The following is a 21,106-nucleotide window of genomic DNA, read 5'->3' on the forward strand; positions in this document are numbered from 1 at the left end:
TCAGCTCCAGGTGATGCCGGAGTTCTCCCGCCAAAGGGTGGCGAGCGAGGCGTCGCCCGTCACGCTCGGGAACGGCACACGGTTCCACAGAGCCAGATAGAGCCGCGCGGCCGGTCCCGCCAACTCGCAGTCCACGTCCTCGTCCGTGTCCTCGCCCGTGTCCGCGGTCGCGTGCTCGCCGCGTTCGCTCTGCGGCGGCTCGGAGGAGAGTCGTACGGTCCACACGGCGTCAGGGCGGTCGGTGGCGCGAACCCGCAGCACACGGGGCTCCTCGGTGCGCACCCTGCTCTTCCCGCGCGCGTGGAATCCGCGCAGCAACTCGTCGATCCCGTCGACCGCGAAGTCCGGCGGGACGGCGGTCGGTTCCACGCCGAGCGCCGACTCCGCGTCGACCCGGTGCACGGTGGTCTCGTGCGCCTGCCGACGCGCCCAGAACGCGAGCGGCGAGGGTGCCGGAAGGAAGCTCCAGCACCGCAGGTCGGGCGAGGCGCCGGCCAGGGTGTCCACGAGCAGACGGTGCCCCTCGCGGAACCAGGTCAGCAGTTCGTCGTCGTCCAGATCCGGCAGTCCACCGTCGGGGTGGTACGAGGTGTGTCCCTCGGCGACGAATGCGGTGGCCCAGCGGTGGACCATACCGGTGTGCCGCACCAGATCCTTCACCTGCCAGCCGGCGCAGGTCGCGACCTCGGCGTCGACACCCGCCTTCTCGGCGGCGGTGAACAGCGACCGGCCCTCCCGGTCCAGGGTTTCCACGAACTCCCGAATCTCCATGCCGAGAGTGTGCCCGACGCGGTGTGGGCGCGGGGAGCGCGGTTGGGTCGGGAGAGGGGCGTGCCGGGTGCGGGTGCGGCGAGAGGAGTTGACGCTCAGGAGTCGGTTTGGACTTCGTCCCGGCCGGTGGCTCGGCGGAAGCAGAGGTGCGGTGAGCACCTGGGATCAAGTATCCGCGGGCGAAGGCACACCAGATCAAGCCACCGGTCGAGTCACCGGTCGAGTCACCGTCTTGTCCTCCTGCCTGCGCACCATTTCGCTGATCCAGGTGGGCGCGAACGGAGACGCGCAGCCCGGGGGAGTCGGACAGTCCTTGAGCACCACTAGGCGCTCACCGATGTCGGTGGCGCGGGCGCGGTACTCGGTGTGATCGATCCCGCTCTGGGCCAGGCAGTGGTTCATCGCCCACTGAAGGCGATCCGGGGCGTCCTTCATCTCCGCCTCGATGACGTCGAGCAGTCCCGCGAGGTCGAGGCCCTCTGGCCTCTTCGCCACGCGCTCGGTGGTCAGAGCCCAACCGGCGCTCGCGACCACCGGATCCGGATCCGCGGACCAAGCCAGGCGCAGTTCCTCGGAGTGCGGGCTCTTCTTCAGAGACCGTTTGCCCCGCGCGCCCGTCGCCGATGGCCCCGTGCCCTCTCACGCCACGGCCGCTCGGCGCGTCGCGAATCCGATCAGGGCGGCCACGGCCGCCAGTGCGGCGACGCTCGTGAGCGCCGTGGGCAAGGAGTACCAGTCGGCCATGAACCCGATCGCGGGCGGCCCCAGCAGCATGCCCCCGTACCCGAGGGTGGAGGCGACGGCGACCCCGCTCGCTCCGGCGAGCACGCCGGCGCGCTCGACCGCGACGGGGAAGATGTTGGCGAGGCCGAGTCCGGTGACGGCGAATCCGAGCAGTGCCGCCCAGGCGGAGGGCGCGAGCGAGCCGAGCAGCATGCCGAGCGCGGCCGTCGTGCCGCCCGCCACCAGCGTGCGGGTCCGGCCCAGCCGTTCGAGAAGTGCCGTCCCGCTCAGGCGGCCGATCGTCATGGCGAGGGCGAAACACGAGTAACCGGCGGCCGCGATCCCCGGGTGTGCCTTCAGGTCCTGCTCCAGGTGGAGGGCGCCCCAGTCCGCGATCGCGCCTTCGCCGTACGCCGTGCACAGGGCGATGAGCCCGAAGACGACCACCGGACCACGGATGCGGCGGTCGGGACGCGAGGCCGCCGCGCTCCTGTCGCTCCGTGGGCGGTCGGGTGGCCCGGGAACGTCTTCCCGCAACAGCACGGGCCCGGCGACGGCGGTCACGAGCAGGCCGAGGGCGGCGATCCCGAGCAGATGGCGCGTCGGTGACAGGTGCCCGGCGACCAGCCCGCCGAGCCCCGCCCCGAGCATGCCGCCCAGGCTGTACGCCGCGTGGAAACTGGGCATCACCGGGCGCCGGAGTGCGGCCACGAGATCGACGGCAGCGCTGTTCATGGCGACGTTGATACCGCCGTAGGCCGCGCCGAAGACCAGCAGGACGAGGCTCAGGGCGGGTACGGAGCGGGTCAGCGGCGGCAGGACGACGCTCACGGACAGCGAAACGCCGCAGACCACGGTCACCGGGTGGCTGCCGAACCGTCGGCAGAGCCGTCCCGTCAGCATCATGGTGATCACCGCGCCGGCGGAGACGCCGAGGAGTGCGAGGCCGAGGGCGCCGGCGGAGGCGCCGGTCTGGTGCTTGACGGCGGGGATGCGGACGACCCAGCCGGCGAAGACGAAGCCGTCGAGGGCGAAGAAGGCGGTCAGGACGACGCGGAGCCGGATGAGGGAGCGGTCGGGCACGACGCTGTGCGGGACGGTTTTGTTTATTCGCGACACAAACTCACGTTAGGCGGGTGCCGTGCTCGGGGCAAGGGGGTGGTGGGCTGCCCCGGGCGGGGTCCCGCGACGGAAACGGGGCGACCGGCACCCCCACGAGATGGGATGTCGTATCGCCCCGCCGTTCGTCTGTTCGCCGTCCCGCCTGCCCGGACGGCGAACCGTGCGTCGCCCTTCGCTCAGACCGCCGGAGCCGGGAAGGTCGGGTACTCGACCCCGGAGACGTGCTGGACGACACGGATGACCTGGCAGGAGTAGCCGAACTCGTTGTCGTACCAGAGGTAGAGGATCGCGTTGTCGTCCTCGACCTTGGTGGCTCCGGCGTCGACGATCGAGGCGTGGCGCGAGCCGATGAAGTCGCTGGACACCGCGTCGGGGGCGCTGATGAAGTCGATCTGGCGCTTGAGCGGTGAGGTCAGCGAGACGTTGCGGAGGTAGTCGAGGACCTCTTCGCGGGTGGTCGCGCGGCCCAGGCGCAGGCTGAGGATCGCGATCGAGACGTCCGGCACCGGGACGCGGATCGAACTGCCGGTGATCGGCGCCTTGAGGTCGGGCAGCGCCTTGGCGACCGCGGAGGCGGCCCCCGTCTCGGTGATGACCATGTTCAGCGGTGCGGAGCGGCCCCGACGGTCGGAGCTGTGGTAATTGTCCAGCAGGTTCTGGTCGTTGGTGAACGAGTGGACGGTCTCCACGTGGCCGCGCAGAACGCCGTACTCCTCCGCCATCGCCTTGAGCGGCGGCACGATCGCGTTGGTGGTGCAGGAGGCGCAGGACAGGATCCGCTCGTCCGGCTTGATCATGTCGTGGTTGACGCCGTGCACGATGTTCGGGACGTCGCCCTTGCCCGGCGCCGTCAGGACGACCTTGTCGATGCCGGGGCGCAGGTGGTTCGACAGACCTTCGCGATCACGCCACTTGCCGGTGTTGTCGACGAGGATGGCGTCCTTGATGCCGTACGTCGTGTAGTCGACCTCGGACGGGTCGCCGGCGTAGATGACCTTGATCTCGTTGCCGTTGGCGATGATCGTGCTGTTCGCCTCGTCGACCGTGATCGTGCCCTGGAACTGGCCGTGGATGGAGTCGCGGCGCAGCAGTGAGGCGCGCTTGACGATGTCCTGCTCGCCGCCCTGGCGCACGACGATCGCGCGCAGCCGCAGACCGTTGCCCGAGCCGGTCTTCTCGATGAGCAGGCGGGCGAGGAGGCGGCCGATGCGGCCGAACCCGTAGAGGACGACGTCACGCCCCTCGCGGCGCTCGATCTTGTTCTCGCCGATCGCGCCGGAGACCGCCTCGGCGGTGAACTCCTCGACGGACAGGCCGCGGTCGTCGGCCCGGTACGTCGCGGCGAGCATGCCGATGTCGATCTGGGACGGGCCGAGATCGAGCGTGGTGAGCGTCCGCAGGAACGGCAGCGTGTCGGTGACCGAGAGCTCCTCGCCGGCGATCTGCCGGGCGAAGCGGTGGGTCTTGAGGATGCTCACCACCGACTTGTTCACCAGGGAGCGGCTGTGCAGGAGGATCGTGACGTCCTGCTCCCGGTGCAGCCTCCCGATGATCGGGATCATCGACTCCGCGATCTCTTCGCGGGTCTTCCAGTTGGTGAACGCGTCGTCGTTGACAGTCACAGAATCATCTTTCGAGCTAGGTGGCGCTCATATGCTAACCGGACCCTCTTTCCGGCCGTTCACGCGGTGTCCACTCGTGAGGAAGACGGCGTCCGCCGCGGCGCCCGCCGCATGGTTCGGGCGCGGAGACCCCTCGGGCGCGGCTGCGCCGATCAGTGCGGCGGTTACGGCGCCGGGCGGGCCCGCGCAGGCTCGCGGTCCTGCCGTGGCGCCCGGTGACTCCGGGGGAGCAGCAGGGGAGTCGTCAGGATGAGCAGGCCTGCGGCGGCCACGGCCGTGCGCGGGCCGGTGGCGGCGGCCAGCAGCCCCCACGGGGCGGTGAGGGCCGCGATCGTCGCGTTGCTGCTGACCGACCACGCGGACAGGGTGCGGGCGGTCCGGTCCGTGGCGGTCCGTTCGAGCCGGTAGGTGGCGAACACCGGGTTGACACGCCCATGCAGACGAGCAGGCAGAACTGCACGCACATGACGAGCGCGAGCCCGGCGGCGCCGGGACGTACGAGGGCGAGACCGAGCGGCCAGCAAGCCCGCAGGGTGCCCGCCACGCGCAGGACCCGGTGCTGCCCGAACCGTGCGACGAGCGGGCGGGCCGGACGCGACCCGATCAGCCCTCCCGGACAGGGCACGCCGAACGCGAGACCGTACTGCCAGGGCGAGAAGCCGAGCCGGCCGAGCATCAGGGTGGCGAGCACGGGCGATGCCGCCAGGATCAGACCGTTGACCAGGACGGTGTTGAGGAAAAGCGGGCGCAGGGCCGCGCTGCTCAGGATGTACCGCCAGCCTTCGAGCAGGTCGCGGGCGCGGAGCCGGGCCCGGGGGACGGGGCGCTCGGGCGGCTGTTCCTTCCCGCCGATGGCGCGGATTCCCAGGGCCGAGAGCAGGAAGCTCATGGCGTCGGCGAAGACGGTGATCACCGGGCCGAACAGGCCGATCGCCGCTCCGCCGAGCGGTGGGCCGAGCACGGTGGCGGTCCAGGTCGTGGACTCGAAGCGCGCGTTCGCGACGAGGAGATCCTCAGGTCGTACGAGCTCCTTCAGAGTGGAACCGCCGGCCGCCTTGAAGGTGATGTCGGCCGCCGCGACGATCACGGACACGACCAGGAGGTGGGCGAAGCCCAGCCGGCCGAGCGCGAACGCGGCGGGCACGCTCAGCAGCGCCGCGAACCTGACCAGGTCCATCGTCACCGTCACGGGCCGTTTGCGACGGAACTCCATCCACGGTCCGAGCGGCACGGCGACGGCCGCTCCCACCGCGAGCCCCGCGGCGGCCAGCGCCGACACCTCGGCCGGACCGGCGTGCAGCACGAGAATGGCGATCAGCGGAAACGCGTCGAACGCGAGCCAGGTGCCCAGCGTGCTGACCGCGTAGGCCGTCCACAGCCACCCGAACCGCCGCCCGAGCGACCGCCTGACCCGCATTCCGGTGTGCCTCCCAGGTCTTCGCCCGATCGCTGCTCTTCGCCCGATCGCTCTCGCGTCGACCGGAGCATCTGGTCGACCGGAGCATCCGAGCGAGCGGACCGCAGTGGGTCAGACCGGTCAGGGCCTCGTGCGGCCCGTCCGCCGCCCGAGGCGTCACCGTCGTACGACGACGATCTCCATGCCGGGCGACGGGATCGATGGCGAGCGACGTTTCGATGCCGGGCGACGGGGCGGATGGCAGGCGAAGGGGTCGAGGTCGGGCGACGGGATCGAGGTCATACGGCCATGACCGCGATCCCCGCCTCCTCGAACCGTCCGATCGTCTCGGGCCCCGCCGCCGCGTCCGTCACGAGGGTGCCCACCCACTCGGCCCCGCAGATGCGGGCGAACGCGCGCTGCCCGAGTTTGCTGGAGTCGGCGGCGACGATCACGCGCTCGGCCCGCTCGCACAGGAGGCGGTTGATCGCGGCCTCCGCCTCGTCGTGGGCGGCGGCGCCGTGTGCGGCGTCGAAGGCGACCACGCCGAGCACCGCGACATCGAGGGTGATCTGCCCGAGAACGCCGTCCGCGAGCGGTCCGATGAGCTCGTACGACTGCGGCCGGGCCACCCCGCCGGTCACCACGATCTTGAACTGGGGGCGCACGGCGAGTTCGTTCGCGATGTTCAGCGCGTTCGTGACGACGGTCAGCGCGGGGGAGCCCGACGCCAGGTCGGGGCGTACGGCCAGGGCGCGGGCCACCTCGGTCGTCGTCGTCCCGCCCGTCAGGCCCACCGCCTCGCCGGGGGCGATGAGGTCGGCGACCGCCTTCGCGATGCGCTGTTTCTCCGAGGCGTGGCGGGCCGTCTTGTAGCGCAGGGGCAGCTCGTAGGAGACGCCGTGCACGACCGCGCCGCCCCGGGTGCGCACGAGCATCTGCTGCTCGGCGAGCTGATCGAAGTCGCGCCGGATCGTCGCCGCCGAGACCTCCAGCTCCGTCGCGGCCTCCTCGACATCCAGGCGGCCCCGCTCCACGAGCAGTTCCAGCAGCGCCTTCCACCGGGCGTCCCGCGACATCCGCACCCTCCGTTCCTCGATCCTCCGTGACCATAACGCACCCCGCCTGCGCTCAAATGCTTGATTGTGCTCGAAAACTCGCTATATCTTGCAAGAACAAGCATCCGTGGGAGGGGTAGGGCATGACTCATGTCGAGGACGAGCTGAACAGCCAGCCCGAGTGCTGGATGCGCGTCGCCGAACAGGCGGCCGTGCACGAAGCCGCGCTGCCGGCGGCGGGGGAACGCGTCGCGATCGTGGGCTGCGGCACCTCGTTCTTCATGGCGCAGGCCGCGGCCGCGCTGCGCGAACAGTGCGGACAGGGCGAGACGGACGCGTTCGCCGCCTCGGAGTTCCCCGCGGGCCGCCCGTACGATCGCGTGATCGCCCTGACGCGCTCCGGGACGACCACCGAAGTGCTCGAACTTCTCGGGCGGCTGCGCGGACACACCCGTACGACCGCCGTCACCGCCGATCCGCACACGCCGGTGATGGAGTCGGCGGACGACGTCGTCGTGCTCGGCTTCGCCGACGAGCAGTCCGTCGTGCAGACCCGGTTCGCGACCACCGCGCTGACCCTGCTCCGGGCCCACCTCGGTCTGCACAGCGACGCCGTCGTCGCCGACGCGCGCACCGCGCTCGGCACACCGCTGCCCGAAGGGCTCGTCGGCTGCTCGCAGTTCACCTTCCTCGGCCGCGGGTGGACCGTCGGCCTCGCCAACGAGGCCGGGCTCAAGATGCGGGAGGCGTCCCTCGCCTGGACCGAGGCCTATCCGGCGATGGAGTACCGGCACGGTCCCATCAGCATCACCACCCACGGCACCGCCACCCTGATGCTCGGCGAGGCACCCGAGGGGCTGGCCGAACAGGTCCGGGGGACCGGCGGGTTGTGGGTGGACGGCGGCCTGGACCCGCTCGCCGAACTGGTCCGCGCCCAGCGCCTCGCCGTCGCCGTCGCCGCGGCGCGCGGCCTGGACCCCGACCAGCCGCGCCACCTCACCCGCTCGGTGATCCTCAGCCACTGAGCCGGCCCGGTCATCCACGGAGAAGGAGGAGTTGTGCCCCTCGCAGCAACCGGAGAGCTGGTCGCCGAGGCCGCCGAGTCGCGGACCGCCGTCGCCGCGTTCAACGTCATCACCCTGGAGCACGTCGAGGCCGTCATCGCGGGCGCGGAGTCCGCCGACGCGCCCGTCGTGCTCCAAGTCAGCGAGAACGTGGTCAAGTTCCGCTACGGCCGACTGCTCCCGCTGGCCCGCGCCGCGACCGCCGCCGCCGAACGTGCCTCGGTACCCGTCGCGTTGCACCTCGACCACGTACAGAGCGACGACCTGCTGCGACAGGCGTCCCGTGCCGGCTTCAGCTCCGTCATGTACGACGCGTCCCGTCTGCCCTACGAGGAGAACCTCACCGCGACCCGGGCCGCCGCCGACTGGGCGCACGCCCAAGGCCTTTGGATCGAGGCCGAGTTGGGCGAGATCGGCGGCAAGAAGGGCGAACCGCCCCGGGACGCGCACGCGCCCGGCGCCCGCACCGATCCCATGGAGGCCCGTGGCTTCGTGGCCGACTCCGGTGTGGACGCGCTGGCCGTGGCGATCGGCAGCTCGCACGCGATGACCACCCGGACCGCCGCCCTCGACCACGACCTGCTCAAGCGGCTGGCCGCCTCGCTCGGTGTCCCCCTCGTCCTGCACGGTTCCTCCGGGGTGCCCGACGGCGAACTCCGGGCGGCCGTCGAGGGCGGAATCGCCAAGGTCAACGTCGGCACCGCGCTGAACATCGCGATGACGGGCGCCATACGGGAGTTCCTCGCCGCCAGTCCCGACGCCGTGGACTCACGTAAGTACCTCGGCGTGGGCCGGGAGGCGATGGCGCGGACCGTGACGGGACTCATCGGCGTGCTGCGGGGCTGAGCGCCGTCCGGATGCCTGTACAGCCTGAAATGCGTCCCAAAGCCGCTTCACCCGCGCCGGGTCCGGTCTAAGCCACTCCTGGCGTACGCGCTTTTGCACCGACGACAGTTCGAGTGGGTGACAAGGTGGCTAGGGTGAACAAGTATGAGAAGGCCGAAAGGGCACGGCAGGCTCGAGGGTGAAGCATCGCCCCGGAGGCCACTCGGGCAGGCGACCGCATGCCCCATGAACACGGGGAGCAGGGGTTTGCGGTGTTTTCGGGGCGTAGCCGACGCTGGACCGGGCGCAGGACGGAGAAGGCCTTGAGCGGTCAACTTCTGGCTTGTATTCGCGTGTCGGTGCGCGAAGAGGACCCGTGCACGATGGTGAACGGTGCGACGTCCGCCGACGTTCCGCGCCCCGGCGCGCATCGAGAAGTCCGCCCGCGCGTGCCCCTGGGCCCGATGTGAACGGACTGATCTACTACCTGGCCGCGGCCGTCCTGTGGATGGGACTCGCCGCCCAGCTGCCCGACCTGCGCCGCCACTGGAGAGACCCGCTCAAGCGGTCGTTCTGCGCCGTCATCCTGCTGTCGGGACTCTGCTTCGTACTCGGCGCGCCACCCACCGTCGCCCTGGTCAACAGCCTTACGGGCATACCGAATGTGGCGGCGCCACTGACCTACGGCGCGGTGACCGCCTTCGGCGCGGCTTCCCTCATTCTCATCGTGCACTGGCGCGGCAGCGACCCCGTCCAGGTGCGGCGCACGTCCCGGGCCTGGCTGTTCAGCTACCTGGGAGTGATCGCGGCCGAGGGCGTCCTGTTCGCGCTGGGCGACACGCCGGTCGAGCGCCGGGCCGACTTCGACACCTACTACGCCTCGACGCCGTTCATCCGGGAGATGATCGTGCTCTATCTGATGGCGCACATGGTGGCCGCGGTGACGACGACCCTGCTGTGCTGGCGCTGGACACGGAAGGTCAGGCGCTGGACCCGCGGTTCGCTGGCCCTGCTCGTGCTGGGCTGGCTGTTCACCAGTGCGTACAGCGTCGTCAAGTCCGTCGCGCTGACCGCTCACTGGCTCGGGCACCACTGGGACGGTCTCAGCACCAGCGTCGCGCCGCTGGTGGCCGTCGGCTCCTGCCTGGCCTCGGCGGGCTACATCCTTCCCCTCGTCGGTCCGCGCATCGACTCCGCCGTCACGTTCGTACGTCTGCGTCCGCTGTTCCGTCTGCTGGCTGGGCCGACCAGCCGTGGGCGCCGCGTCGCGGCGCCGCCGTGGCGGACGATCGGCGACGTCGAACTGCGGCTCACCACGCGGGAGACGGCCATCCGGGACGGCCTCAAACGGCTCGCCGGACAGCTCGACGACCAGGTGCGGCGCCGCGCCTACCGGGACGCCCTGGCCACCGGCTCCTGCGCGGCGGAGGCCGAGGTGATCGGGATGGCCGCGATGGTCGCCGTGGCCGCTCTCGCCGAGACCGAGACCCCCGTCGCGCAGACCGGCACCATCGGCATCTCGGTCGGTGACGTCGATGTGGTGGTCTCGGTCAGCGGGCGCGTGAGTCGGCCGGACGCCGGTTCGCGGTCGCTGGACACGGGCCAGCCGTCGCTGCTGAGCCTGTCCAAGGCGGTCCGCACCCCCATCGTCGACGCCGCGGTCCAGTCGCGGAGGACCGCGGTACGACAACTCTCCTGACCGGGCGCGGCCCAGCCCGGGCTTCGGACACGTGGCCCGCCGTCCCGCCGGACGGCTCACGGCGCGGACCGTCGTCCGAACACTCGGGAGCGCCGACCGTCGGGCCCGCGCCCGTACCGCGGACACCCTCACACGGCGAGCGGGCCCACGGAATCGAGGAAGGCGCTCTCCCCGGGGGTCAGCGGCGGCCCGGTCAGGGGTTCCATGACAGGCCCCTTCAAGGTGGCGAGAAGCAGCTTGGGGTCCACGAGACGGCTCGCGTCGGCCTGGAGCGTGATGACCCTGCACATGGCCGCGGACACGTCGTACGAGGTGGTGGCCACGCGTGCCATCCGGCCCATGTAGCGGCTGAGGAGCCGGTCCACGAGCGTCGGAGCCCTGCCGACGACCTCCGGGAACCACTGGTCCTGGGAGGTGCTCATCGTGTAAGCGGCGGAGACGTATCCGGCGACCGCCCGCTGGACGCCGCGGGCGAACCCCGGAGCGGCGACGTCGGCCTGCAGCGACTGCAGGCTCAGGGCCTGGGCACCGAGGGCCGCGACGGACATGCCCTGGCCGTAGACGGGGTTGTAGGTGGCGGCGGCGTCACCGAGCACCACCAGGCCCTCGGGCATGGCCGCCTTCTCGAACTCGCGGCGCCTGTTGCGGGTGCTGCGGCTGAGGAAGACCTCGCTGAGCGGCTCGGCACCGGAGATCAGCTGCCCGATGAGCGGATGGCGCAGGCCGAGGGCGAAGTCGGTGAACTGCTCGGGATCGGCGGTGGGTTCGCCGCCGCGCGTGCCCGCGAGGCTGACCAGCCAGCGACCGTTTTCGATCGGCACCAGATTGGCGGAACGCCCCGGCCTGGGGGCGGCGGGGTCCGCCTCGACCTGGGTCAGCGGGAAGTCCTCCGCGCCCATCGGAACGCGGAAGATCCGGCTGGCGTAGACGAGACCCGAGTCGACCTCGTCGGTCGGTATGTCCGTCACGCCGAGGTTTTCGAGCCAGTGCTCGACGCGCGATCCCCGTCCGCTCGCGTCGACGACGAGATCGGCGCTCAGGTCGTCCTCGGCACCGTCGGCGAGGACGCGTACACCCGTGACGCGCTCGGCGGTTCCCAGCAGCGCCAGCGCCTCGGCGCGGCGGACCGTGACCCGGGTCGTCCCGAGGACGGCGTCGCGGAGGACCGAGTCGAGGAGGTCGCGGCTGCAGAGGGTCAGCAGCAGATCGTCGGTCACGGTCGGCCAGCGCCGGAACCAGCCCTGCGCGCCGAAGCCCAGCATGTCGGTGAAGGACTGCTCGTGAGCTCCCGACGCGAGCAGGCGCCGGCGTACGTCTGCCTCGGGAAGCAGCTCCTGGATCGCGTCGCGTCCGCTGGGCAGCAGGATGTGGGCGTGTCGTGCCTGGGGGATCCGCTTGCGCGGGTGCGGCCCGTCGCGCAGTTCGTCGCGCTCCAGGACGATCACGTCGTCCACGGACCGGGACAGGGCCGCGGCGGCGAGCAGGCCGGCCACACTCCCACCGATGACGACAGCACGGCGCGACATGATTCCCCCAGTTGTCATTGGTGAGCGAGCACACTCTACGGTCGGACACGTAGGTGTACAGGGGAGATCAAAAACTGCGCTGATTCTGTCGGTCGGCGATGCGCCGGGTGTCACTCGCTACCGGTCGGCGTCCTTCTTCACAGCCCGCAGGACCACGAACTTGGCGTCGCCCGCGACCAGTTCACTGTTGCCGAAGAGCCGCCGCAGCTTCAGGTGGTAACCCAGGTGACGATTGCCGATCACCCACAGCTCGCCGCCCGGCCGCAGCGCGCGCCGGGAGTCGGAGAACATCCGCCAGGCGGTCATGTCCGTCATCGCCTGGTGGGAGTGGAACGGGGGATTGTTCAGGACGAGGTCGACACTCCCGGAAGGGACGCCGTCCAGTCCGTCGGCGACACGGAACTCGGCGCTCCCGTCCGCGTTCGCCCGGTAGGTCGCCTCCGCCGAGGCCACCGCCTGGTACGACTCGTCGGCGAACAGCACCTCGGCTTCGGGATTGGCCAGCGCCATCGCCGTGCCGACCACACCGTTGCCGCAGCCCAGGTCCACGACCCGCTCGACGCCCCGGCTGCGCGGCAGGTGCCCCAGGAAGAAGCGGGTGCCGACGTCGAGGCGGTCGGCGCAGAAGACCCCCGCGTGGTTGACGACCGTGCGGCCGGAGACCGGGCCGATGTCGTCGGGGAGCACGTAACTGTACGGCCAGGGGTTGGCCTTCCGGGCGATCCCCTGGAGCGGGGTGCAGAAGATCAGCCGGGCCTTCTTCTCGGCCAGCGAGGTGCGGGTCGGACCGAGGATCCGTTCGAAGAGGTGCAGTGTCGAGGTGTGGATCTCCTTGACCATGCCGGTGCCGATGACGACCGTTCCCTCGTGCACGCCGGGCGCCAGCCGGTGCAACTGGTCCTCCAGCAGGGCGAGGCTCTTCGGCACCCGCACGAGCAGCACGTCGATCCGCTCGGGAGGCGGGTCCTGGGTCGTGAGGAGCCTGACCGCGGACTCCTCGGCACCGGCCCGCGCCAGATTCGCGCGGGTCGCCTCCCGCGCCAGGAGGGAGTCGGTGATCTGGGTCGGCCGCCGGTCCGACAACGCCGTCGTGAGGGCACCCCACCGGTCGCCGACGATCACGACCGAACCCGTCAGCGGGGTGCCGCTCTCCGCGAGATGCCCCAGCAGATAGGTGTCGGCGGCGTCCCAGGCGCGCAGTCGGTCGCGAGGGTCCTCGGGGAAGCGGGCGAGCTCGTAATCGCCCCAGGGTGTCGTCATCCGGTCGTTCATCGTGGGTCAAGGCTAAGCGACCCGGGGCGCCTGAGGTGCGCGAGGATGGGGGCATGTCGATGGACGCGGAGCTGTTCCCGCGCGGCCGGACCGAGATCGCGCCCGGCGCCGTCCACCTCCCGGACTGGCTGGACGTCGACCGTCAGAGGGAGCTGATCGAGGCGTGCCGCGGCTGGGCACGCCCGCCGGCGGGCCTGCGCACCGTCCGGACCCCCGGCGGCGGCACGATGACCTCCCGGCAGGTCTGTCTGGGCTGGCACTGGTACCCGTACGGCTACGCGCGGACGGTGGTCGACGGTGACGGTTCGCCGGTGAAACCCTTCCCCGACCGGCTCGGCGACCTGGCCCGCGAGGCGGTCACGGACACCCTCGGCGCCGACGCCCTCGGTACGGATCCGTCCGCCGTGTACGACATCGCGCTGATCAACTTCTACGACGCCGAAGCCCGGATGGGCATGCACCGCGACAGCGACGAATCGTCCGACGCCCCGGTCGTGTCGCTGAGCCTGGGCGACGCCTGCGTCTTCCGGTTCGGCAACACGGAGTCCAGGGCGCGGCCGTACACCGACGTCGAGCTCCGCAGCGGCGACCTCTTCGTGTTCGGCGGCCCGTCACGGCTCGCGTATCACGGAGTACCGAGGGTGCACGCGGGAACGGCGCCCGCCGAGTTGGGACTGACCGGGCGGCTGAACCTCACGCTCAGGTCCAGTGGCTTCCCGCCGTGGCCCGGGCGGTAGCGGATCATGGGAGACTCGCCCTCATGAACGGCAAGGCGGGCCCCCGGACGGCGGGGGATGGCAGTACGCGGACACGGCTCGACCGGGGGCGCGGGGCGCTCGGACCGGCGCTGGAACTCGTGCACACCGGGCGCGCGCCGACGCGTGCCGTACTCACCGCCGAACTGGGCGTCACCCGGGCGACCGCGGGCGCGGTGGCCGCGGAACTGGAGGCGCTGGGGCTGATCCGGGTCGACGCGCGGCCCGGTGCCGCCGCCGGTTCGCAGGGGCGGCCCTCGCACCGGCTTGAGGTCGCCGAGGACGGGCCCGTGGCGCTGGCCGCGCAGGTGCACGCCGACGGGTTCCGCGCCGCGCTGGTCGGCCTCGGCGGCCGGATCGTCGCGACCGCGCCCGGCTGCGAGACCGTCGACGCCGATCCGGCGAAGGTGCTCGGCTCGGTCGTCGACGTCGGCGCCGAACTGCTCCGCGAGACCGGGCGCCGCTGTGTGGGCGCCGGGCTCGCCGTACCGTCCGCCGTCGCCGAACCCGAGGGGCTGGCCCTCAACCCGCTTCACCTGGCCTGGCCCGCGGGCTCCCCCGTGCGGCAGATCTTCGCCGAGCGGGTGCGCGCGGCCGGAATCGAGGGGCCGGCGTTCGCGGCCAACGACGTCAACCTCGCCGCTCTCGCCGAGCACCGGCACGGAGCGGGCCGCGGCGCCCGCGACCTGCTCTGCGTCGCCACCGGACACCGTGGCGTCGGCGGTGCCCTGGTGCTCGACGGGCGCCTGCACACGGGCAGTTCGGGGCTCGCCCTCGAAGTGGGTCATCTCACCGTCAATCCGGAGGGGCGCCCCTGCCACTGCGGCAGCCGCGGCTGTCTCGACGTCGAGGCCGACCCGCTGGCCTTCCTCACCGCGGCCGGCCGCGCCCCCGGCCCCGAGGTGTCGCTGCTCCAGCAGTCCAACGAACTGATCCGCGACGAGTACGGCGATCCGTCCGTGCGCGGGGCCATCGAGGAACTGATCGACCGTCTGGGCCTCGGCCTCGCGGGCCTCGTCAACATCCTCAATCCGGACCGCATCATCCTCGGCGGACTGCACCGCGCCCTGCTCGACGCGGACCCGGACCGGCTGCGCGCCGTCGTCGCCGACCGCAGCCTGTGGGGGCAGAGCGGCGGGGTGCCGATCCTCGCCTGCACCCTGGACCACAACAGCCTGGTCGGGGCAGCCGAGTTGGCCTGGCAGCCGGTCCTCGACGATCCGCTGAAGGCACTGCCTGTCTGACCCTCATGGGCGCCAGTCGACGGCGAAGGCCCGCCCGGCGTTCTCGGTGAGGATCCGGTCCACCAGGTCCTCGCCCAGGGCGCGTTCGAGTCTCGGGCGGACCCGGCGCAGCAGATACGGCATCCCCGGGCCGCCGTCGACCGAGCGCGCCGCCGCGGTCGTCGTGTCACCGCCGAGCAGCAGCCGGTGCCCGAAACCGGCGTCGGCGAGGGCGCGTACGGCCTCGGGCATGCCCCAGTCCGTCGAGTGGTTGGCGCGGGAGGGGCCGTCGAAGGCGAGGTAGGCGCCCGACCCGGCGGCCTCGCGCTGCGTCACGGGGTCCGGGGAACGGTTGAGGTGTCCCAGGATCACGCGGTGCGGCGGCACGCCCAACTCGCCGCACAGCAGGTCGAGTACGTCCAGTGCACCAGTGCACCAGTGCCCAGCTCCAGGTGCACGGCGATCGGCGCACCGGTGGCGTGGTGGGCCTCGGCGGCGGCGGTCATCGTCCAGCGGGCGTGCGCGTCCAGCGCGTGGAAGCCGCCCGCGACCTTGATCAGACCGGCCCGGATTCCGGTCGTCCCGATGCCCGTCGTGAGCTCGGAGACGAAGAGCTCCGCGAGCCTGCCGCGCAGTTCGCTCAGCGACTCCGGTGTGTAGTGCGCCGCTTGGTGCAGCCCGGTCGCCGCGACGACATGGATCCCGGTGTCGCGCGAGACCAGCGGCAGATCCGCGGCCCGCCTGCCCAGACCGTACGGCGTCCACTGGACCACGCTGCCACCGCCCTGCGCGCGGAACGCGGCCAGTTCGGCCCGCGCGGCGGACGCGTCGCACAGCTCCTGGCCCGGGAGCCGCGGACTGCCGAAGAACAGATGGTCGTGCGCGTCGCACACCCCCAGGTGTCCGGGGAGCACGTCACCCAGAACCGTGCGGACCGTGGCCACCGGGCTCACCACTGCCGGCCGCGCGGCAGCCGGTCACGCTCGGGTTCGGACACGTGCAGTACCTGGAAGACCTCGCCCGGCGCCTTGGGGGAGTCGTGGTCCCAGAGCGAGAAGTGCACGACCTCCCAGCGCCGCGGATCGACGGCGGCGCCGACGCGGACCGCCCCGTCCAGCGCGGCCAGCCGCCCGGCCTCGCGCGCCGCCTCCTCCATGGCCTCGGACAGTTCCACGCCCTCGGCGACGGCCCGGCGCAGGCGGACCGCGACCTTGGCCGGCGATCCGGCGGAGCCGCCCTCCTCGTACGCGAGACCGGTCCAGTGCTGTACCACGGGGCGCCCGAAGTCGTTCACCAGCCCTTGGAACGCCCCGCCCCAGAGAAAGGAGTTCATGCCCTCGGCGGTGTTCCACAGGTAGAAGGGCGCGTACTGGTTGACCGGGGAACCGTCCACCCCGCGTTCGCGCATCAGATACGCCTTGATCCCGAGGCCGTCCCACGTGTCGAGCCGGTGGCCGACACGGGCGACCCGGTCCCGGACGACGGTCATGTCGTAGTCGGCGGGAAACGTGACCTCGTACTGCATCGCGTGCATGGGAAGGTCCTTCCTGGAGTGCGCGGTGCGCGGTGCGCGGGGAGGGCGGACGCCGGACCGGTGGCCTTCGACCCGGCGGGGTCAGCGGGCGGGTGCCAGCAGGGCGAGCAGCCCCCGGACTCCCGTGTCGAACGCGGCCGGTGAACCGGAGGCGCGCGCCAGGACGTAGCCGCCCTGGACGGTCGCGAGGATCGTCGCGGCGATCTCCCCGCCGTCGAGCGAGGGCGCGAACTGCCCCTGTTCCTTGCCCTCTTCGACTGTCGCGGCCAGCCGCCCGCGCAGCCATTCCAGCGTCTCGTCGACCGGAGCGCGCAGTTCGTCGCTCGCGATCACCTCCGGGTCCATCGTGAGCCGCCCGATCGGGCAGCCGCGCAGGACGTCGCGCTCGCGGCGCAGATAGGCCTCGATCCGCTCGTACGGCGATCCGGGCGAGCCGAGAACGCCCTCGGCGGTGGCCCGCATCTCCTCGGCGGTACGGCGGATCGCGGCGAGCGCCAGACCGGGCTTGCCCCGGAAATGGTGGTACATGCTGCCCTGCCCCGCGCCCGCGTGCTCCAGGATCGCCTTGGGGCTGGTGCCCACGTAGCCGCGCTCCCACAGCAGCTCCCGCGTGGACTCGATCAGTCGGTCCGGAGTGCTCATGAAGTCACTGTACATACTAGTAGGTACAGAGGTCGAGAGGCCCCGCCGACCGAGGCACAGCGGTCGCGCGGAGCAGCCCGGGGCTCGCGAAGTACTCCTCAGGAGGTACGCGTACGGCCGCTGGCCGTACGACGACCCGGACCCGCTGTCGGGGCGAGTCTCGAAGCATCACCGAAAGATCCCGCGGAGACACGCGATTCCATCGAGGAGATGACTCGAGATGCAGACCCTGGCGAACTGGGACGGCGGCCCCGGCCCGTGGATCCTGTTCCTTCCGCTGATCTGGGCGGCCGTCGTGATCGGCGTCGTGACCGTCCTGCGGCGCACCGCCTGGCGCGGAGGCCGAGGCCCGTGGCGTGCGACCGGTGGCTTCGGCCCCGGCGGTTCCCTGACGGCCGGCGACTCGCCGATCGCCGTGCTCGGTCGCCGCTTCGCCTCCGGAGAGATCGACGAGGACGAGTACTGGCGCCGCCTCTCCGTCCTCGACGAGCAGTTCGGCCGTACGGGCAAGGGCGGTGCGGCATGACGGCCACCGCCACGACCACCCGCCCGTACGCGGCTCGCGTCGACGGCGCCGTGAAGGTGTACGGCGGCGGCGACACCGCCGTGCGGGCCCTGGACGGGGTGAGCCTCGGCTTCCCGGCCGGCCGGTTCACCGCGATCATGGGGCCTTCGGGCTCCGGCAAGTCCACCCTCATGCACTGCGCGGCAGGCCTGGACACCCTCACCTCGGGAGCCGCGTACATCGGCGACACCGAACTCGGCACCCTCGACGACCGCCGCCTGACCCTGCTGCGCCGCGACCGGATCGGTTTCGTCTTCCAGGCGTTCAACCTGATTCCGACGCTCACCGTCGCCGAGAACATCGCCCTGCCCATGGACCTCGCCGGAACCAAGGGCTCCCGCGAATGGCTCGACGCCCTCGTCGACGTCGTCGGCCTGCGCGACCGGCTGCACCACCGGCCCAGCGAACTGTCCGGCGGACAGCAGCAACGTGTCGCCGTGGCAAGGGCGTTCGCCGGACAGCCCGACGTCGTCTTCGCCGACGAACCCACCGGCAACCTCGACTCCCGCTCCGGCGGGGAGGTCCTGAACCTGCTCGGCCGGGCGGTGCGCCAGATGGACCGTACGGTCGTCATGGTCACGCACGACCCGGTCGCCGCCGCGCACGCCGACGAGGTGGTCTTCCTCGCCGACGGACGTCTCGTGGACCGGATGGAGAACCCGACGGCCGACAGGGTCCTCGACCGTATGAAGGCATTCGACGGCAAGGGGGCACCGGTATGAACGCCGCACTGCGCCTCAGCGTCTCGTCGCTGCGCTCCCACAAACGCCGCTTCGCGGGCACCTTCTTCGCCGTGCTCCTCGGGGTCGCCTTCCTGGCCGGCACCCTCGTCATGGGCGACACCCTGCGCGCCGGATTCGACACGATGTTCGGCAACGCGACCAAGGGCACCGACGCCGTCGTGCGCAGCGCCGACACCATCACCACCCCGGGGGAGAGCCAGGGCGTGCGCGCGCCCGTCGCCACCGATCTGGTGAGGGCGATCGAGCGGACCCCCGGTGTCGCGGCCGCCGCGCCGGACATCCAGGGCGCCGGCCAGCTCATCGGCTCCGACGGCAAGCCCATCGGCGGCCAGGGCCCGCCCACCCTCGCGGGCAACTGGATCGACGACCCGAAGCTGAACGCGTACCGGCTCGCCGAGGGCCGCGCCCCGTCGAAGTCCGGCGAGGTCGTCGTCAACAGGGGCACCGCCGAGAAGGGGCACCTGAAGATCGGTGACACGACGGTCCTGCGCACGCCGGACCCCGTCCGGGTGACGATCGTGGGCCTCGCGACCTTCGGCGGCGAGGACGGCATGGCCCAGGTGACGTTCACCGGCATGACACAGTCCGACGCGGAGAAGTACCTGACCGCGAAGCCCGGCGAGGCCGCGAGCATCCGGGTGCGCGCGGGCCCGGGAGTCGGTCAGGACGAGCTCGTCTCCGACCTGACTCCCGTACTCCCCAAGGGAGTCGAGGCCATCACCGGACAGGAGTCCGCGCAGGAGAACACCGACATGGTCTCCAGCCAGTTCCTCACCATTTTCACCACGCTCCTGCTCGTCTTCTCGGGTATCGCGCTCCTCGTCGCGACCTTCTCCATCCACAACACCTTCGCGATCGTCGTCGCCCAACGCACCCGTGAGAACGCGCTGTTGCGCGCCCTGGGCGCCTCACGCCGACAGGTCACCGTGTCGACCCTGGCCGAGGCGAGCGTCGTCGCCGTGACCGCCTCGGCCGCGGGGATCGCCGGCGGCATCGGGATCGCGGCCGGACTCCAGGCGCTGTTCCCGGCCATCGGATTCCCCTTCCCCGAGGGTGACTTGGTGATCAGCGCGCTGTCCATGCTGCTGCCGCTCGGCGTCGGCGTCGTGGTCTGCCTCGGCTCCGCCCTGCTGCCCGCCGTCCGGGCGGGACGCACCGCGCCGCTCGCCGCGCTGCGGGAGACGGCGGTCGACGAGTCCGGTGCCTCGCGCGGCCGCGCGGTGGTCGGCGGGGGACTGGCCGCCCTGGCGCCGGCCGTCACCCTGACCGGTGTCCTGCTGACTCCGTCGCTGTGGCTCGCCGGACTCGGCGCCGTGCTGGCCCTCGCCGCCTTCGTGGTCCTCGGCCCGGTCGCGTCCACGGCCGCCGTACGCGTCCTCGGCGCGCCGCTCGCCAGGGTGCGCGGCGTCACCGGCGGACTCGCCCGGCGCAACGCGCTGCGCAGCCCCAAGCGGACCGCCGCCACCGCGGGCGCGCTCATGATCGGCGTCGCCGTCGTGTCGCTGTTCACCGTCTTCGGCGCCTCGCTCAAGGCGACCATGGACCAGACGGTCTCCCGCTCCTTCGCGGGTGACGTCGCCGTCAGCACCCCCTCGTTCGGCGCGGGCGGCAGCGGTCTCAGCCCGAAACTGGCCCCGGCCATCGCGCGGCAGCCGGCCGTCGAGTACGCCGTCGGGCTGGGCAAAGGCGTCGCCGAAGTCAACGGCAAGGGTCGCGCGTTGACGGTCACCGACCCGGTGACGCTCGGCAAGGTCTTCGACCTCGGTGACGTACGGGGCTCGCTGAGCAGCCTCGGTACCGACGGTATCGCCATCACCCGCACGGAGGCCGGCAAGCAGCACCTGGCGACCGGCGACACGGTCCGGCTCGCCTTCACCGACGGACAGAAGGCGAACTTCACCGTCCGCGCCGTCTACGGCCGGTCGGAACTCGCGGGCGACTACGTCATCACCCGCGCCGCCTGGGCCCCGCACCGCACCCAGGACGCCGACACGCTCGTCGCCGTCTCCTTCAAGGACGGTGTGCGGACGGCGGAGGGCAAAGCCGCGGTGGAGAAGGTCGCCGAGCGGTACGGCGACCCCGAGGTGCAGACCCGGGACGAGTACGCGCAGTCCTCGGCGGGCGGCATCGACATGATGCTGACCCTGGTCTACGCCCTGCTCGCCCTCGCGGTGCTCATCGCCCTGCTCGGTATCGCCAACACCCTCACGCTCGCCATCCACGAGCGCACACGCGAGCTCGGGCTGCTGCGGGCCGTCGGACAGACCCGGGCGCAGCTGCGCGCCATGGTCCGCTGGGAGTCGGTCCTCGTCGCCGCCTTCGGCACGGCGGGCGGACTCGCCCTCGGCGCCTTCCTCGGCTGGGTGCTGGTCGAGGCCTCAGACGGAGCGTCGGACAGCGCCTTCGCCTTCGCGATCCCGCCGCTGCGGCTCCTGGTGGTGGCTCTGGTGGGTCTCGCTGCCGGGGCGCTCGCGGGACTGCGTCCGGCACGGCGGGCGGCGCGCCTGGACGTGCTGCGGGCCATCGCCACGGAGTGAGCCACCCGATGCCGTACGACGCCCGCGAA

Annotated in this window: 16 protein-coding genes and 3 pseudogenes; 8 read left to right on the forward strand and 11 right to left on the reverse strand. The window is 71.8% G+C overall.

Features of this window, described 5'->3' with window-relative positions:
• From ACFYW8_RS02905 to ACFYW8_RS02930, 6 genes and pseudogenes are all read right to left on the reverse strand, one after another.
• A complete protein-coding gene (locus tag ACFYW8_RS02905; protein WP_365873991.1) occupies positions 1–771 on the reverse strand; it encodes a maleylpyruvate isomerase family mycothiol-dependent enzyme in 771 nt (256 codons plus the stop codon).
• Between the two features lie 195 nt (positions 772–966).
• Positions 967–1,365, reverse strand: a pseudogene (locus ACFYW8_RS02910) (DNA alkylation repair protein); the annotation flags it as partial.
• A gap of 45 nt (positions 1,366–1,410) precedes the next feature.
• Positions 1,411–2,577 (reverse strand): MFS transporter, encoded by a 1,167-nt coding sequence (locus ACFYW8_RS02915; protein ID WP_389068116.1) that lies wholly within the window; start codon positions 2,575–2,577, stop codon positions 1,411–1,413.
• 215 nt (positions 2,578–2,792) lie between these two features.
• The gene (locus ACFYW8_RS02920) at positions 2,793–4,238 is read right to left on the reverse strand and encodes a glyceraldehyde-3-phosphate dehydrogenase (RefSeq protein WP_365873989.1); all 1,446 of its coding nucleotides are present in this window, start codon (positions 4,236–4,238) and stop codon (positions 2,793–2,795) included.
• A gap of 164 nt (positions 4,239–4,402) precedes the next feature.
• Positions 4,403–5,655, reverse strand: a pseudogene (locus ACFYW8_RS02925) (MFS transporter).
• Positions 5,656–5,933: 278 nt separating this feature from the next.
• Positions 5,934–6,713, reverse strand: a complete 780-nt coding sequence (locus ACFYW8_RS02930) for a DeoR/GlpR family DNA-binding transcription regulator (RefSeq protein WP_389066754.1) — start codon at positions 6,711–6,713, stop codon at positions 5,934–5,936.
• 122 nt (positions 6,714–6,835) lie between these two features.
• Here ACFYW8_RS02930 and ACFYW8_RS02935 point away from each other — a divergent pair, with 122 nt between their 5' ends.
• From ACFYW8_RS02935 to ACFYW8_RS02945, 3 genes are all read left to right on the forward strand, one after another.
• Positions 6,836–7,717 (forward strand): SIS domain-containing protein, encoded by an 882-nt coding sequence (locus tag ACFYW8_RS02935; protein ID WP_389066758.1) that lies wholly within the window; start codon positions 6,836–6,838, stop codon positions 7,715–7,717.
• 33 nt (positions 7,718–7,750) lie between these two features.
• Complete coding sequence (locus ACFYW8_RS02940; RefSeq protein ID WP_389066761.1) at positions 7,751–8,602, forward strand: ketose-bisphosphate aldolase; 852 nt, start codon at positions 7,751–7,753, stop codon at positions 8,600–8,602.
• A gap of 445 nt (positions 8,603–9,047) precedes the next feature.
• On the forward strand, positions 9,048–10,280 hold the full coding sequence (locus tag ACFYW8_RS02945; protein ID WP_389066765.1) for an MAB_1171c family putative transporter: 1,233 nt from the start codon (positions 9,048–9,050) through the stop codon (positions 10,278–10,280).
• A gap of 128 nt (positions 10,281–10,408) precedes the next feature.
• Here the strand turns inward: ACFYW8_RS02945 and ACFYW8_RS02950 are convergent, their stop codons facing one another.
• The gene (locus tag ACFYW8_RS02950) at positions 10,409–11,806 is read right to left on the reverse strand and encodes an FAD-dependent monooxygenase (protein ID WP_365873978.1); all 1,398 of its coding nucleotides are present in this window, start codon (positions 11,804–11,806) and stop codon (positions 10,409–10,411) included.
• Between the two features lie 117 nt (positions 11,807–11,923).
• A complete protein-coding gene (locus ACFYW8_RS02955) occupies positions 11,924–13,066 on the reverse strand; it encodes a methyltransferase (protein ID WP_389066769.1) in 1,143 nt (380 codons plus the stop codon).
• A 71-nt stretch (positions 13,067–13,137) separates the two neighbouring features.
• Here ACFYW8_RS02955 and ACFYW8_RS02960 point away from each other — a divergent pair, with 71 nt between their 5' ends.
• Both ACFYW8_RS02960 and ACFYW8_RS02965 read left to right on the forward strand, forming a co-directional pair.
• Entirely contained in the window at positions 13,138–13,815 is a 678-nt protein-coding gene (locus ACFYW8_RS02960) for an alpha-ketoglutarate-dependent dioxygenase AlkB family protein (protein ID WP_389068118.1), read from the forward strand.
• A 23-nt stretch (positions 13,816–13,838) separates the two neighbouring features.
• Positions 13,839–15,077 (forward strand): ROK family protein, encoded by a 1,239-nt coding sequence (locus tag ACFYW8_RS02965; protein ID WP_389066773.1) that lies wholly within the window; start codon positions 13,839–13,841, stop codon positions 15,075–15,077.
• Positions 15,078–15,080: 3 nt separating this feature from the next.
• Here ACFYW8_RS02965 and ACFYW8_RS02970 read toward each other — a convergent pair.
• The 3 genes and pseudogenes from ACFYW8_RS02970 to ACFYW8_RS02980 form a co-directional block, all read right to left on the reverse strand.
• Positions 15,081–16,000, reverse strand: a pseudogene (locus tag ACFYW8_RS02970) (phosphotriesterase).
• A 5-nt stretch (positions 16,001–16,005) separates the two neighbouring features.
• Positions 16,006–16,590 (reverse strand): DUF4865 family protein, encoded by a 585-nt coding sequence (locus tag ACFYW8_RS02975; protein ID WP_389066778.1) that lies wholly within the window; start codon positions 16,588–16,590, stop codon positions 16,006–16,008.
• Positions 16,591–16,671: 81 nt separating this feature from the next.
• Positions 16,672–17,247 carry a TetR/AcrR family transcriptional regulator gene (locus ACFYW8_RS02980; RefSeq protein WP_389066781.1) on the reverse strand — a complete coding sequence of 192 codons (576 nt, stop codon included), beginning with the start codon at positions 17,245–17,247 and terminating at the stop codon, positions 16,672–16,674.
• Positions 17,248–17,452: 205 nt separating this feature from the next.
• Between ACFYW8_RS02980 and ACFYW8_RS02985 the strand changes: the two genes are divergently transcribed.
• The 3 genes from ACFYW8_RS02985 to ACFYW8_RS02995 are packed head-to-tail and all read left to right on the forward strand — an operon-like array spanning position 17,453 to position 21,077.
• Complete coding sequence (locus ACFYW8_RS02985; protein ID WP_389066784.1) at positions 17,453–17,758, forward strand: SHOCT domain-containing protein; 306 nt, start codon at positions 17,453–17,455, stop codon at positions 17,756–17,758.
• Positions 17,755–18,519: an ABC transporter ATP-binding protein gene (locus ACFYW8_RS02990; protein ID WP_389066789.1), complete on the forward strand. Its 765-nt coding sequence runs from the start codon at positions 17,755–17,757 to the stop codon at positions 18,517–18,519. Before ACFYW8_RS02985 ends, ACFYW8_RS02990 begins: the two co-directional genes overlap by 4 nt.
• On the forward strand, positions 18,516–21,077 hold the full coding sequence (locus ACFYW8_RS02995) for an ABC transporter permease (protein WP_389066793.1): 2,562 nt from the start codon (positions 18,516–18,518) through the stop codon (positions 21,075–21,077). Before ACFYW8_RS02990 ends, ACFYW8_RS02995 begins: the two co-directional genes overlap by 4 nt.
• Positions 21,078–21,106: the final 29 nt, after the last annotated feature.

This window comes from Streptomyces sp. NPDC002742, from assembly GCF_042888885.1.
Classification (GTDB): Bacteria; Actinomycetota; Actinomycetes; order Streptomycetales; family Streptomycetaceae; genus Streptomyces.